Annotated in this window: 15 protein-coding genes; 7 read left to right on the forward strand and 8 right to left on the reverse strand. The window is 47.6% G+C overall.

Going from position 1 to position 13543, the window contains the following annotated elements; genetic code table 11:
* Nucleotides 1-204 precede the first annotated feature (204 nt).
* Both DHU66_RS00445 and DHU66_RS00450 read left to right on the forward strand, forming a co-directional pair.
* On the forward strand, nt 205-879 hold the full coding sequence (locus DHU66_RS00445; protein WP_209451703.1) for a winged helix-turn-helix domain-containing protein: 675 nt from the start codon (nt 205-207) through the stop codon (nt 877-879).
* On the forward strand, nt 876-2564 hold the full coding sequence (locus DHU66_RS00450; RefSeq protein WP_108773943.1) for a sensor histidine kinase: 1689 nt from the start codon (nt 876-878) through the stop codon (nt 2562-2564). Before DHU66_RS00445 ends, DHU66_RS00450 begins: the two co-directional genes overlap by 4 nt.
* A gap of 43 nt (nt 2565-2607) precedes the next feature.
* Here the strand turns inward: DHU66_RS00450 and DHU66_RS00455 are convergent, their stop codons facing one another.
* The 5 genes from DHU66_RS00455 to DHU66_RS00475 form a co-directional block, all read right to left on the reverse strand.
* Complete coding sequence (locus DHU66_RS00455) at nt 2608-4323, reverse strand: phosphoenolpyruvate carboxykinase (ATP) (RefSeq protein ID WP_108773944.1); 1716 nt, start codon at nt 4321-4323, stop codon at nt 2608-2610.
* A 73-nt stretch (nt 4324-4396) separates the two neighbouring features.
* Entirely contained in the window at nt 4397-5119 is a 723-nt protein-coding gene (locus tag DHU66_RS00460; RefSeq protein ID WP_245309297.1) for a TrmH family RNA methyltransferase, read from the reverse strand.
* Entirely contained in the window at nt 5103-6368 is a 1266-nt protein-coding gene (locus DHU66_RS00465; RefSeq protein WP_245309299.1) for a peptidase U32 family protein, read from the reverse strand. Before DHU66_RS00465 ends, DHU66_RS00460 begins: the two co-directional genes overlap by 17 nt.
* On the reverse strand, nt 6331-7233 hold the full coding sequence (locus tag DHU66_RS00470; protein WP_108773945.1) for a U32 family peptidase: 903 nt from the start codon (nt 7231-7233) through the stop codon (nt 6331-6333). The genes DHU66_RS00465 and DHU66_RS00470 overlap by 38 nt, the downstream gene beginning before the upstream one ends.
* A 53-nt stretch (nt 7234-7286) precedes the next feature.
* Nucleotides 7287-8489, reverse strand: a complete 1203-nt coding sequence (locus tag DHU66_RS00475) for a bifunctional folylpolyglutamate synthase/dihydrofolate synthase (protein WP_108773946.1) — start codon at nt 8487-8489, stop codon at nt 7287-7289.
* A gap of 212 nt (nt 8490-8701) precedes the next feature.
* Here DHU66_RS00475 and DHU66_RS00480 point away from each other — a divergent pair, with 212 nt between their 5' ends.
* The 4 genes from DHU66_RS00480 to DHU66_RS00495 are packed head-to-tail and all read left to right on the forward strand — an operon-like array spanning nt 8702 to nt 12110.
* Nucleotides 8702-9286: an energy coupling factor transporter S component ThiW gene (locus DHU66_RS00480; RefSeq protein ID WP_108773947.1), complete on the forward strand. Its 585-nt coding sequence runs from the start codon at nt 8702-8704 to the stop codon at nt 9284-9286.
* A 55-nt stretch (nt 9287-9341) separates the two neighbouring features.
* Entirely contained in the window at nt 9342-9989 is a 648-nt protein-coding gene (locus DHU66_RS00485) for a YggS family pyridoxal phosphate-dependent enzyme (RefSeq protein ID WP_108773948.1), read from the forward strand.
* Between the two features lie 2 nt (nt 9990-9991).
* Nucleotides 9992-11227, forward strand: a complete 1236-nt coding sequence (locus tag DHU66_RS00490) for a pyridoxal phosphate-dependent aminotransferase (RefSeq protein WP_108773949.1) — start codon at nt 9992-9994, stop codon at nt 11225-11227.
* Between the two features lie 19 nt (nt 11228-11246).
* Nucleotides 11247-12110 (forward strand): zinc dependent phospholipase C family protein, encoded by an 864-nt coding sequence (locus DHU66_RS00495; protein ID WP_108773950.1) that lies wholly within the window; start codon nt 11247-11249, stop codon nt 12108-12110.
* Between the two features lie 95 nt (nt 12111-12205).
* Here the strand turns inward: DHU66_RS00495 and DHU66_RS12085 are convergent, their stop codons facing one another.
* Complete coding sequence (locus DHU66_RS12085) at nt 12206-12382, reverse strand: hypothetical protein (protein ID WP_167836190.1); 177 nt, start codon at nt 12380-12382, stop codon at nt 12206-12208.
* The gene (locus DHU66_RS00500) at nt 12382-12687 is read right to left on the reverse strand and encodes a hypothetical protein (protein ID WP_108773951.1); all 306 of its coding nucleotides are present in this window, start codon (nt 12685-12687) and stop codon (nt 12382-12384) included. The genes DHU66_RS12085 and DHU66_RS00500 overlap by 1 nt, the downstream gene beginning before the upstream one ends.
* Before the next feature lie 230 nt (nt 12688-12917).
* On the opposite strand from DHU66_RS00500, the gene DHU66_RS00505 reads away from it, so the two are divergent.
* Nucleotides 12918-13121, forward strand: a complete 204-nt coding sequence (locus DHU66_RS00505; protein WP_108773952.1) for a hypothetical protein — start codon at nt 12918-12920, stop codon at nt 13119-13121.
* On the opposite strand, the gene DHU66_RS00510 is transcribed toward DHU66_RS00505, so the two are convergent.
* A complete protein-coding gene (locus DHU66_RS00510) occupies nt 13118-13510 on the reverse strand; it encodes an Inorganic pyrophosphatase (RefSeq protein WP_108773953.1) in 393 nt (130 codons plus the stop codon). The genes DHU66_RS00505 and DHU66_RS00510 overlap by 4 nt on opposite strands.
* Between the last annotated feature and the right edge of the window lie 33 nt (nt 13511-13543).

The raw sequence follows: 13543 nt of genomic DNA on the forward strand, positions 1-13543 counted from the left end.
GTCCAGAACAACATTTTACATAACAAAGTGTTCCAATGCGATGCCATCCTGCCTGTTCTGCCTGTTTTTCATGTTCCTATCGTGTGAAGCTGAGACTGAATTTAACAATTTTTGCACTGCTTTACATAATTATTACATTCTGCCTGCCATGTATTTTACCTGCATTTTATAATATGTCTTACGGAAGGAACGGTACTGCCGGATATGATGATCTATTGTGTTGAGGATGATGCAAGCATCCGCGAAATTGAAATTTATACGCTGAAATCAACTGGCTTTGCGGCAAAGGGGTTCGAGACAGCCGCGGATTTTTTTGCGGCACTGCGCAATGAGAAGCCGGATCTGATTCTGCTGGATATCATGCTGCCGGATGAAGATGGCACACAGGTATTGAAGAAGCTGAAGAAGGATCCGGTAACCAGAGATATCCCGGTGATCATGGCCAGTGCCAAGGGCACGGAATATGACAAGGTGCAGGGACTTGATACCGGTGCGGATGACTATCTTGCCAAGCCGTTTGGCATGATGGAGATGGTTTCCCGCATCAGAGCGGTGTTAAGAAGAGTGAACAGTTCCAGTGAGCAGGTTGTTGAAAACAGCGGCATCCGCATGGATGCTTCCCGCCATGAAGTGCTCGTGGATGGAGAACCGGTTGTGCTGACGCTGAAGGAATATGATCTGCTGTATCTGCTGTTAAGCCACCCGGGCATTGTGTATACCCGTGATCAGCTGCTGAATCACATCTGGGGTACAGAATATGATGGTGAAACAAGAACGGTGGATGTGCATGTGCGTACACTGCGTCAGAAACTGGGAAATGCAGGAAGGCATATTGATACGGTACGCGGCGTTGGATACCGCTATAAGGAGGACGCATGAAAAGCAAGATTTTCCGCTATGTGTCCATCTCCATGGCTGTTGTCTTAGCAGCAGCGATGGCGGTGATGATCCTGATTCTGAATAATCACTTCATTTCTTTGGAAACATCGCGTCTGGAAAGTGAAGCTATGCTCGTGCAGGCTGGTATTGATGCCGGCTCAGATGCGTATCTCAAGAGTCTGGATGCGTCCGATGATGCCAATTACCGCATCACCTGGATTGCAGCCAATGGTGATGTGCTCTATGATTCCAAAGCAGATGCCAGCCAGATGGAAAATCACAGTGATCGTGCAGAATTCAGGGAAGCGCTGTCCCAAGGCAGCGGTGTTGCCACAAGATATTCGCATACTATGGCGATACGGACAATCTATGCAGCCCGCAAATGTGCGGATGGCTCCGTGATCCGTGTTGCGGAAAACTATGATACGGCCGGTATCCTGACGATGCGGATGATCTCACCGATTCTGATCATTCTGATTGCGGCAATTACGGTGGCTTCTCTGCTGGCGCGAAGATTGGCAGATGAGATTGCGGAACCGATCAATACACTGGATCTTGATCATCCCCTGCAGCAGAATACCTATGATGAAATCCAGCCTCTTCTTGTACGGATCGACAAACAGAATGAGCAGATTGATGAGCAGCTCAATGAACTGCATCAGAAAAAGAAAGAGTTTGAGACGGTCACGTCTTCCATCTCAGAAGGAATTATTCTGCTGAACCGCAATGAAGAGATTGTCTCGATCAATGATGCGGCCCGCAGTCTGTTTGACAAGACGGATGATATGGATGTGCATACGCTGGATGATCTTTGCGGCAGTGAACAAATGCACCGGCTTGCCAAAACAACACTTGCCGGAGGCAGCAGTGAAGAGATCATTCAATTCCATGATGCGGATATCCGGCTCACCGGACATCCGATCACTTCTCATGGTGTCTTGACAGGTGCCAGCATTCTTGCCTGTGACATTACTTCTGTCTATGAAGCAGAACAGGCCCGCCGTGAATTCACTGCCAATGTTTCCCACGAACTGAAAACACCGCTTCAGTCCATCATGGGCAGTGCCGAACTGCTGGAAAATCATCTGGTTAAGCCGGAAGACACCGACAAATTCATACACAAGATCCGCTTTGAAAGTGCCCGGATGCTTATCCTGATCGACGATATTATCCGGCTGTCTCAACTCGATGAGAATGCATCTGTGGAAGTGAGCCGCCTGGAGCTGAAGGATCTGGCCAGAGAAGCACATGAGGCTGTTGCGGCAAGTGCAAAGAAGAGAAATATCACCATCAGCATGGATCTTCATGATGCCCCGATCAAAGCCAATAACAGGCTTGTCTATGAGATTGCCTATAACCTGCTGGACAATGCCATCCGCTATAATCATGAAAATGGCAGTGTGACAGTCAAGACATGGCATGATGCAGAACATCATCTCTCGATCCTGTCTGTTGCGGATACCGGTATTGGTATTCCGCATGAAGCACAAAGCCGCATCTTTGAACGGTTCTACCGGGTTGATAAGTCGCATTCACGGGCAACCGGCGGTACCGGTCTTGGCCTGTCGATTGTCAAACATGCGGCAGCAATCTGCGGTGCCCGGATCACGGTGACATCAGAGCTTGGCAAAGGCTCTGTCTTCACGGTGAAATTCCCGGAAGATCCCGGCAATGACAAAGCCTGAAGCACATGAAAGGGAAGCTCGCATGAGCTTCCCCTTTTTGTGATTATTTATGATTCTTGCCGTTTTTGACAAAGTCAAGCAGCGCCTGGGCAGCCTGATCAATACCATGGTCGCCCTTGTTTGGCAGACCAAGGCAGGTGTAAATCTCACCAACCGGAATGTTCTGCTCAAACAGTGCATCAAACATCTTGTTAATCAGCTTGCCGCACTGTTCCTGACGCTGCATCGGTCCAAACGGATTGGCGAAGAATGTTGTGGAAAGACCCTTTTCCTGGGTTGTGCCAAGAGCGAAACGCTTGCCCTGTACAAAGACATTCTCCGCACCATCCCGGTCTGAGAACCAGTGGAGACCGCGCTTGTCGGTGTAGTTGTTGGCATACAGGAAGCAGTCAATCTTATGGTCGGATGTGACGACATCATATGGTGCTGCCGGCAGAACGACACGGGCATTTGGCTTCTCCGGATTGAAGAAGATAGAGCGGTCCATATCCTTATAGGCAGTTCCCTTATCCAGGTCATCCAGACGGACAAAGGCACCGATTTCTGTACCCTGTGCACGCAGGTTGCCATCCTTGTCCAGATGAATCGTACCCATATCATCAAACACAGTTTCCTGATGGTCGATCAGATCAGAAGCAAGGGCGCTGAGTGCCTCAATGGTCTCACTCTTGCCGGCACCGGAGTCACCCATGAACATGAGTCCCTTCTTGGTGCCATCCTTGAGATAGATGTTAACCATGGCGCCATGGATTGGCAGCCAGCCACGGTTGATCATGGCCAGGTTGTGCAGGGTCAGGATTGTCTTCTTGGTATAGCCGAAGTAGTCAATCTTCTCAGATGCGGAATCCTTGCCGACCCAGATATCATTTTCTTCATCATGGTAGAAGACCGTATCATCGCGGCCGTCCGGATTGCCGAACAGCATGATGGCATCCGGCTTACGGTTGATGGTATCCTGCATGCTGGCAAGTTCAAACAGGTTTGCCGTTGCCACAGCACTGGTCAGGAAATCACGGTGGAAGTAGCAGTAGATCAGCAGGCTGCCAACCTTGGCAGGGAAGCATACCCACTCTTCATCACCCTTGATGAAATCCTTGATCGGATTGTGGTCATCGTCCTTGAAGACGTTGGTGCGCTTGTTGGAATGCGGATGCAGGATGAGCGGTGTCCGCAGCATGATTTCATGAATGAACGGAATGCCTTCCAGGACTTCATAGCCATGGGGTGCCTTCCAGTTATAGTACTGCAGCAGCAGTGCGGCATTGGTGCCGGCCTGCAGCTGACGGTATACCTTATTGCGGGAGCCCTGCACCTTCTGCTGTACGGTACGGTAGAACTTCAGGGCTGTTGCGTTGAATTCAGAGTCAGCCTGGATGAAAGACTGCAGCTGGTAGCCGACTTCATTGTGCGTATACAGCACGGAATAGCGCTGCAGAGAACGCCAGTAATGATACCCTTCCTCAATGGTTTCCAGCAGCAGATGCGGTGCCTTTGTATACGGGTGATCAATATCCTTCATTTCCAATACAATCAGCAGATTGAGAACCTTCTTGATTTCCTGACGGACAGACTCTTCACAATCATGTCCACTGCACAGGAAGTCATGCAGGTCCGTATGCTGCTGGGCAAGATATTCCAGATAATGGTGCAGAAAGGAATTGAAGCAGTCACTTTCCACAAGTTCATGCATACTGCGCACATAAACCTTGGAATAGTTGATAATCACGGTGTTGTTGTGATAATAGTAAGCTTCTTTCATTGGTGCCTCCTTCTCAGACTACTTGAAAATTTTATCAGAAAACAGATCATCCGGAATGAAAATTCGCGGAGAATCAGGCATTTCTCTGCCGGAATCCTTCAAAAGCAATCGCTGCTGCTGCCCCGGCTGCGTTCAATGCGGCTCTGAAATCGTTTGCATACGGAATATAGATGTTCTGGTCCATCTGCGCCAGTACTTTGGAAGACAAACCGCGCATCTCTCCGCCGATGGCAATCAGGCATGGTCCTGTATAACTTGCATCCCAATAGGCAATGGCATCTCTGCGCATGGCCGCATACGCCTTCAGGCCCTGTTTCTTCAAGGCGGCAATATCATCAGGAAGATCTTCACTCATGATGACATTGAGATATTCACTTGCACCGGCACTGGATTTCAGGATCGTGGATTCCACCTTCTCCCAGCTGCGCTTTGGCAGCAGTAAGCCGCTTGCCCCGGCACTGTATAAAGAGCGCATGATATAGCCAAGGTTAAAGGGATCTTCCACCCCTTCTACGACAAAAACATAGGGATTTTCCGTCATCACATCAGACAATTGCTGAAACCGGCGCGGCTGCACCTGTGCAATCAGACCGCCATGGGTTCTTCCCTGGGCATGTGCATCAATCCATGAGCGGGATTTCAAAATGACCGGAATGTTTTTTTCCTGTGCTTTTCTGACAATGAAGTGTGCATCTTTATCATGGCGTGCCTCATCCAGATAAACTGCCTCAATCTGTCTGCTGCCTGCCAGCATTGCGGCCTTGACGCTGAGGCCTCCTTCAATCTGTATCATCATCTGCTGCCTTTCTGATAATATCTCCTGCTGCTAACTCTTCCTTTGTCACAAAGTGAATGATGGACATCGGCTTGCGCACAGTCTCCAGATACTCTTCCTGATCATTCTGAACCGATGAAAGCGTGATCTCCCTGATTTCTCTGCCAGGAGAAAGTACTTCTGCTTTTTCACCATTGTCAAAGGCATTGCGCACCTGCATCCAGGCTGTATGTGAATCACGGTCATAGCGCATAATCGTACCCAGAAAATCATGATTGACATGATTGTTGCTGTTTTCGTGATAAATGATGGAATCTTTTGCGGCAATACCGCCATAGAAGCCATCGCACACTTCCCTGTTTTCCCCTCTCATAATCAGGGCAATGTGTTTTTCCAGACTCTCATCAGAGATACTGCCATCATGTTCATACAGATCATCGATCAGCCGGCGGTATCCCGACACAACATTGGCAACATAGTATTCCGTCTTCATTCTTCCTTCGATCTTCAGGGAAGATACACCGGCTGCCATCAGGTCTTTGATCCATCGGCCTGCCATCAGGTCGCGGGACCCCATCGTAAACCAGCTGTTTTCATCATTGATCTGTGTGTCACCTGCAAACAGACGGTACTGCCAGCGGCAGCTCTGGGCACAGCCGCCCCGGTTGGCATCGCGAAGCGTCATCCGGTTGGACAGTGTACATCTGCCCGAGTAGTTCACACACATGCCGCCATGGATGAAGGCCTCTGTTTCCACCGGACATTCTTTTGTAATTGCCTGTACTTCCGCCATCGTGCATTCTCTGCCCAGCACGACCCTGTCAATGCCGAGTGTTTCATGCAGAAACTTTGCGGCCCTCACATTGGTAATGGACATCTGGGTGCTGCCATGCACTTCAATGTGACTGGTATTTTCTTTGATCAGTTTCATGATCGCTGGAGATGCGACAATTGCCGCATCCACGCCGGCATCTTCCAACGCCTGCACATATTCCTTCAGGCCAATGAAATCTTCTGCATGCGGAATTACATTCACGGTAACATGCACTCTGGCATGATGGGCATGGGCAAAATCACATGCTGCCTTGATATCTGTCATCGTAAAGTTGGAAGCTCTTGAGCGCAGAGAGAAATTCATGCCGCCAATATATACGGCATCGGCGCCATATAAGATGGCAGTACGCGCTCTGGCAAGATCTCCAGCCGGGGCAAGAAGCTCCGGTTTCTTCAGCTTACCGGACGGTTTTTTCATGATAGTATCCACTGTCATACGTCTTCTCTCCTGTTCCTGTCATCACTTCATTGCGCACAGTTTCTGCATCTTCTCCGTGCAGAATGCGGCTGTATCCTTTGATACTTTCAAAATAGGCCAGACGGTCTTCATACAGACCCGAAAGCAGATAGCGGCATATGCCGGCCTGCATGAACCGGTTCATCTCCAGCCAGGATTCCAGCCTGTCATCACTATAGATGATCGTGCCGTTTTCATCCTCAAACACAGGCATTTTTCCCTTCCGTTTGGCTTCCTGCAGAAAAAGATCATTCCGTTCTTTTAATTCTTTCATACAGGAGAATGCCTGTTTCCAGGAAGAAAGCAATGGCCGCCGTGAGCGGGAAAGCACAGGATGTCCATGGATGAACAGGATGGCATCCGGATTTGTCTTTGCGGCATCGATTGTTTCTTCGATTGTCAGCAGTGGAGATACAACAGCCCCGGCCAGGTGGCAGCTGTACCAGAAGGCAATATCTTCAGCGCTTGTCAACAGGGTATCCGGATCATAGATGAGCCTGTTTTCCATATGGTGAGCCCTGGCGGTTTCCAGCACGGCGAGATCTGCAAAGTAAAGATGTGTGATGTCCTGACTGAGATATGCAAACAGATCATCCAGCATATTCACTTCTTCCTGGGCAAAGATCTTGTTGACAAGAAGTGCTGCCTGCATGCCAAAGGCATGTGCCGATGCGGCCAGATCAAGCGCATCCTGAAGATTCATTTTGTGGGCAGATGTAAAACTGTATCCGGACAGCGGAATCAGAATTTCGGTGGCACCAGCATTGGCCAGAGCTGGAAGATCCCGCTTTTGTTCGATCAATGCTGTCAATGTATACTGCATTTTGATAGTTCCTTTCTGCATTGCTTTGCTGTTCTATGATATCCAATACTGCTGGAAATGCACTGTTTTCTGCTTTAAGGCACAGGATGAAGCATGTTTCTGACAAATGAAATAAAGTGCAGGGATCCTGCTGCGATCACAAAGCCATTGTCTTTTCTTTGTTCTTTGGCATATGCAATTGCTTTAACAGGATCCGCGATCAGGATAGCGCCTGGTATACAAAGATCCTGCAGGGAATCTGCTCTGGCATCCTGAAATGATGTGATGATGACTTCATCGCATACCTTTTTCAGCATCAATGCCATTTCGTGTCCCGGCTTATCCCGCAAAGCACTGAATACAGCCGTCTTGTGTCCGGGCATTTCCGCAAGCGTCCTGCACAAAGCTTCCATACCTTCTTTGTTATGTGCCCCATCTACAATGACACATGGATGTTTGCAAATCATTTCAAAGCGTCCCGGCCATCTGGTCTGTTCAATGGCCTGATGAATGGCGGGTGTATGGATATTGATGCCAAGCAGAAAAGCTGCCTGTAATGCCAGTGCGGCATTGGCTTTCTGGTAGTGGGCAGGCATAGACAGATGGTATATGTCATGATCTAAGGAAAATGCCTGTGGGCCCCGGTCATACCATGGTCCTGCATATGTCAAAGCACAGTGCTGCCGGTATGCCCATGAGGATATGACGGATCTGGCATGAGGATCGTGTGTGCCGCATAAACCATGGCCGTATGGCTTGAGAATGCCGGCTTTGGCAAAGGCAATCTGTGACAGCCTGGATCCCAGGATCTGCATGTGATCATAGCTGATGGTTGTGATGATGGCAAGTGAGGGCACCGGGATCACATTCGTGCTGTCATCCCGGCCGCCGATGCCGGCTTCAATGATGGCAATATCGACGCCTTCTGTTGCAAACCAGTGCATGGCAATCAGAAAATCAATTTCAAACATGCCAAGATCATATTTCAATATGACTGGCAGCAGACTGTTCAGCAGATTGACAAAGGCATCATGGGGAATCCATGTGCTGTTGATGCGGATGCGGTCATTGTGGCAGACAAGATGGGGAGAAGTAAACATGCCTGTTTTGATTCCATTTGCCATCAGGATTTCCTGCAGAAAGGCACAGGTGGAACCCTTGCCATTGGTGCCGGCCACATGAATACACCGGATCCGGTTCTGGACATCACCTGTTTCATGCAGGGCATTGCGCAGCGGCTGCAGGCCATGGTGCCTGCTTTTTCTTTCCATTACCCAGTTTTCATCATATACTGCCATGATTCTTCTCCTTTCGTGTCCATGGTATCACATTGCTTTTTTCTTGCCTGATCATTGTGTATGCGTTACAGTATGCCCGTCAACAGTCCGCGTCAAGTGCTGTGTACCGGGAAGTACATGGACGAAAAGAACCAAATTCTTGCGGTGAGCTGTATGATTCCCAAAACGTGAATATGACCTCCTTCACGGGTTGGTGAAAGGAGGTTTTTTATATGAAAAAAGAAATGTGGAAGTCATCTGCAGAAAAGCTGAAATCGGTGCGCTGGCTGGCTGTCATGGCCATCTTTCTTGCCCTGCGCATTGTTGTTTCCCGCTTTTCCATTCCGGTCGGCGTCAACCTGTATTTCTCGTTTGACTTTCTGATCAATGCGATCTGCGGCATGGTGCTGGGACCAACAGCAGGCATTGTCTTTGCGGTAGTGGAGGACATCATGTCCTATATGCTGTTTCCAGATGGCTATGGCTTCTTTGCCGGCTATACCCTGACCGCAGCACTTGGCATTCTGTGCTATGCAGTATGCATGTATGATCAGAAACAGTCCGTGCTCAAGATTGCCATTGCCAAAGCGGTTTCTTCCTTTGGCATCAATGTCATGCTGGGATCCTACTGGACATATGTTCTGACCGGCGGCAGTAAGGCATATCTGTACTATGCCGGCAAGAGTCTGTTCAAGAATGCCGTATTGTATCCTTTCCAGGTACTGGCCATTGTCCTGCTTGTGAATCTGCTGATTCCCTATCTTTCCCGCCATCATTTTATCAAGGCACAGAAATCACCGATGTCATTCATCGCCTGATGTATTTTTGCGCTTGCGCTGAACAGGTGCTCATCTGCAGGAGTATAATAGCCGTATGATTCAGGCACATTATGAAAAAGTGAAGAAAGCCTGTGGTGAACAGGCACGGCTGTGTGTGGTGAGTAAGAAACGCTCCAAAGAAGAAATTATGTCCTATTACGATGCTGGTGAGCGGATCTTTGGTGAAAACCACGCCCAGGAGCTGCTTGGCAAGATTGACCTGCCTGCCGATATCCAGTGGCAGTTTATCGGTCATCTGCAGCGCAACAAAGTCAAAAGTATCGTTCCGTATGTTTCCTGCATCCAGTCTCTGGATTCTCTGGAACTGGCAAAGGAAATTGACAAACAGTGTGCAAAGCTGAACAAGACGATGGATGTGCTGTGTGAGTTTCACATGGCAGATGAAGATGAGAACAAGTCTGGTCATGATCCGGCTGATGCGGATGCCTTTGTCAGATCATGCATGCAGTTTGCGCATCTGAATGTGTGCGGCATCATGGCTATGGGACCGCATACGAATGATACAGAACGAATCCGGGATGTGTTTATGAAAACACATGCTTTGTATGTGCATCTGCAGAGTCTGTATGGTGCCAGCCAGATTCATACCCTTTCCATGGGTATGAGCAGTGATTATGAAATAGCACTCGCCTGTGGATCAAATATGGTCCGGGTGGGAACATATCTGTTTAAGGAGGACTGAATATGTCATTTGTCAGAAAAAGTGCTGATTTAACCCCGATTGTCGATACGGTCTTTGCCGTGATTGCCAAAGCGAAGAAAGATGCTGCGGTCAATGGTGATGCCGTTGTGAATGCGACCATTGGTTCTCTGTATGATGAAGACAATCATCTGGTTGCTTACGATACTGTCTTCAACCACTATGATGCAATTGACCACCGCGTCAAGGCTTCTTATGCAGCAAGCTTTACTGGCAATCCGGATTACCGGGATCAGGTGTATCAGTGGGTGACGTATGGCCAGAAGCTCGATCTTGCCCATACCGTGATTGCCACACCGGGTGGATCTGGTGCTGTTTCCATTGGCTTTACAACCTTCCTGGATGAGGGTGAAACGGTCATTCTGCCAGAGATTGCCTGGGGTTCTTATGCATTGATGGCACATGAAAACAATCTGAATTACATCACATACAAGAATTTTGATGGTGACAGCTTCAATCTGGAAAGCCTGAAGGAATGTGTCAGCACAGTCAAGGCAAAGCAGGACAGAGTTGTGATTGTGCTCAATGATCCCTGCCAGAATCCGACCGGCTATTGTCTGAAAGAACAGGAATGGAAGGATCTTGTCAGCTATCTGAACGAAGCTTCCAAAGACTGCGATATCATTCTGATCAATGATATTGCCTACATTGACTATTCCTACCGTTCCATGGAAGAAGCCAGACATTATATGTCCTATTTCAATGATCTGTCTGACAATGTCATGGTGGAAATCTGCTTCTCCTGCTCCAAGACATTGACCTCCTATGGTCTGCGCTGCGGTGCTGCCATTGTGCTTGCCAAAAAGAAAGAGGATGTCCGGGATGCGGAGATCATCATGGAAAAGAAGGCACGTGCAACCTGGTCCAATATTCCAAATGCGGCCATGGCAAACTTTGTCTGGACAGTGACGGAGAACCGGGAAGCATTCCTGAAAGAAAAGCAGAAGTATATTGATCTGATGCGGCAGCGTTCTTCCCTGTTTATCAAGGAGGCTAAGGATGCAGCACTGGACTGCTATCCATATGATGAAGGATTCTTTGTGACTCTGCGTATTCCTGACAATGCGTATCGCAATCGTCTGCACCAGGCACTGATGGACAATCATATTTATACGGTCAGTGTCAATCATGGCATCCGGATTGCGATCTGTTCCCTGCCTCTTGCCAAGGTGCATGGTCTTGCCGCAAAGATCAAGGATATCGCTGAAAAGACAAAATAACTGAAGGAAGGTTTGAATCATGCCAGCAGCAACAACGCATGTAGAATTTGCCAAAGATGTATATCGTTTCCTGCCGGAAGCACAGCAGAAGGAAATTACGGATCTGCCCATGTTTTATATGGGATCCCAGGGACCGGATATGCTGTTCTTTTCACACTTTTCGATCCTTCCCGGCACGCTTGCTCCAATTGGCAGCCGCATGCATGAGGAAAAGATCCGGGAAGTACTAGCTTTCCTGGAAGACTATGCCCACCGGGATCCTGCCCTGCGGTCCTACTTTGATGGGTATCTCTGCCATTATGCGCTGGATCAGAATGAACATCCTTTGATCAATGCCTATGCGCATCATGAAAGTGTGCGTACAGGCCGTACCGAGAGTGAAATACATTTCCGCATTGAAGGTGAATTTGATGTCTATATTCTGGGACAGCGAGGCAGAAGCTGGAAAGACTATGATGTTTACAAGTATCTTCAGCTTTCAGCGGAAGATACAGAAAAACTTGCCCTGATGTATCAGGCCATGATCAAGAATGTATTTGGCATTGATCTGACTGTGAAGCAGCTGATGGATGATATCCGTGATGTGCACCGGATGACCCGCTATCTCAAGCCGTCAAAGTTCAAGTATCATCTGGCATCCTATGTGGAATCTTTGATCAAGGCGCCAAAGATGGTCAGCGGCATGATGCTTTCTGATGATAAGAAGCCAACCGCACTGAATGAAGCACATGAAGTCTGGCATCCTGTCTATGCACCTGCAGAAAGTCATACAGAATCTTTTCTGGATCTATATGAGAAGGCAGAAAGAGATGCTGTGAAGTGGATCATCCATCATACAAAAGATGATTTCTGCCGGGACTTTGTCGGTGCGCCAATCAAATAAGTTGATGAGATATGACTGTGGATCTTGCCGCAGTCATTTTCTTTTCGCCTGTCAAAATACATGTGCAGGATAACATTTTCAATCCTTAGCCTAAGTTAAAATTCCTGAAGATTCAGTGTATCAAGCGACCAGAATAATCCTATCACAGCAAGAAAAAAAACAACGAATAATATGATCAAAAGCATGGCCTTTTTCTTTTTCCCTTCTGAAAGATTTTCGTCTGCTTTAAAGATGATGAAAAAGCTGATAAAATTCAAAATCTGTTCTACCATCAGAGGCTCCAGACACCAGTTTTGGCATATCGGTAAATCGCATTCGCCAGTTTTATTGGCGATACGCCAGGTACACAGGCAGCTCTATTAACGTAATGAACAACGACATGATATATTTGTGGATAGTATGTAAGAACCCAGATCAGTGCAGTGGCAACTACTGCACTCATTGCCACTTCGGATTCTTCAACTTCTGTGATGGGAGTATCCTGTTGTGGCAGTTCTTTCGCTTCAATCTTTGTGGTGCATAGAGAAAAGATCATTGCTAAGGCAAGCAGACTTGGAATTACCTTTTTAAGAATCATTTCTTCCTCCTTCTGATAAAAAGAATTTCAGGTCAAATAAAATGATCAGATCATATATATTCCTGTTTGATCAATTGCAATCTTCCTGATGATGATTCCTTTCTATCCTATTGGCTAAATTGTAAATTATTAATATTTAAAAAGAAGGCTTCTATATTAATAATGCTTCCTATATAATTATCCTTTTGTGTTATGCAGTTACTTTTTTCTTAGAAGTTCCATATCAGCCAATGGGGAAGATCTGCAGGCCGCTGTATACACCGGTCATGATTCTGATTCAGATGATTGTGCCCTTAGCCGTGTTTCTCTGGTTCAAGAACCATATCGCTCTGCCATCCATCCCCATCAGATTCTCTGGCATGGGTAATTATGATGCCACAAAAAAAGCTGTGAAGGAATATTGTTCTTCACAGCCTGTTATCTGCTCTGCTTAATTATCTGAGATGCCCCAGGAAGGAATCACATTGGACCGGCGAATCAGAACTGTCTTCTGGAAATCGGTCTGGTTCAGGAAGCGGAGCACGGCCATGACTTCCTCTTCCGTGCATCCAATCAGCATCTTGACATCCAGTTCCTTGGTCAGAATGTCAGCAGCGACTACAAGCGCTGTGATCTGGCTGCGGTCACCGCTGCCGGCATAGACGGAGACACCTTCCTCAGTTGTACTTTTCGTATCCCCCAGATGTCCATAGTCTGTTGGATAAACAAGATTGCGGAAAGTATCATGTGCTTCCCCTTTTTTCTTTGTCAATGCTAATTTTCCTGACAAAAAGAGTGTATCTACTTTCTGCCAGAAGAAAGCATTATTTTCATAATCTGCCATTACTGCTACCTCACATATATGTTAATTATACTA

This window comes from Lactimicrobium massiliense, assembly GCF_900343155.1.
GTDB lineage: Bacteria > Bacillota_I > Bacilli_A > Erysipelotrichales > Erysipelotrichaceae > Bulleidia > Bulleidia massiliensis.

Coding starts and splice junctions, on each gene's coding strand:
- DHU66_RS00445 (WP_209451703.1), top strand. CDS start 205: ATGATGATCTATTGTGTTGAGGATGATGCAAGCATCCGCGAAATTGAA.
- DHU66_RS00450 (WP_108773943.1), top strand. CDS start 876: ATGAAAAGCAAGATTTTCCGCTATGTGTCCATCTCCATGGCTGTTGTC.
- DHU66_RS00455 (WP_108773944.1), bottom strand. CDS start 4,323: ATGAAAGAAGCTTACTATTATCACAACAACACCGTGATTATCAACTAT.
- DHU66_RS00460 (WP_245309297.1), bottom strand. CDS start 5,119: ATGATGATACAGATTGAAGGAGGCCTCAGCGTCAAGGCCGCAATGCTG.
- DHU66_RS00465 (WP_245309299.1), bottom strand. CDS start 6,368: ATGACAGTGGATACTATCATGAAAAAACCGTCCGGTAAGCTGAAGAAA.
- DHU66_RS00470 (WP_108773945.1), bottom strand. CDS start 7,233: ATGCAGAAAGGAACTATCAAAATGCAGTATACATTGACAGCATTGATC.
- DHU66_RS00475 (WP_108773946.1), bottom strand. CDS start 8,489: ATGGCAGTATATGATGAAAACTGGGTAATGGAAAGAAAAAGCAGGCAC.
- DHU66_RS00480 (WP_108773947.1), top strand. CDS start 8,702: ATGAAAAAAGAAATGTGGAAGTCATCTGCAGAAAAGCTGAAATCGGTG.
- DHU66_RS00485 (WP_108773948.1), top strand. CDS start 9,342: ATGATTCAGGCACATTATGAAAAAGTGAAGAAAGCCTGTGGTGAACAG.
- DHU66_RS00490 (WP_108773949.1), top strand. CDS start 9,992: ATGTCATTTGTCAGAAAAAGTGCTGATTTAACCCCGATTGTCGATACG.
- DHU66_RS00495 (WP_108773950.1), top strand. CDS start 11,247: ATGCCAGCAGCAACAACGCATGTAGAATTTGCCAAAGATGTATATCGT.
- DHU66_RS12085 (WP_167836190.1), bottom strand. CDS start 12,382: ATGGTAGAACAGATTTTGAATTTTATCAGCTTTTTCATCATCTTTAAA.
- DHU66_RS00500 (WP_108773951.1), bottom strand. CDS start 12,687: ATGATTCTTAAAAAGGTAATTCCAAGTCTGCTTGCCTTAGCAATGATC.
- DHU66_RS00505 (WP_108773952.1), top strand. CDS start 12,918: ATGGGGAAGATCTGCAGGCCGCTGTATACACCGGTCATGATTCTGATT.
- DHU66_RS00510 (WP_108773953.1), bottom strand. CDS start 13,510: ATGGCAGATTATGAAAATAATGCTTTCTTCTGGCAGAAAGTAGATACA.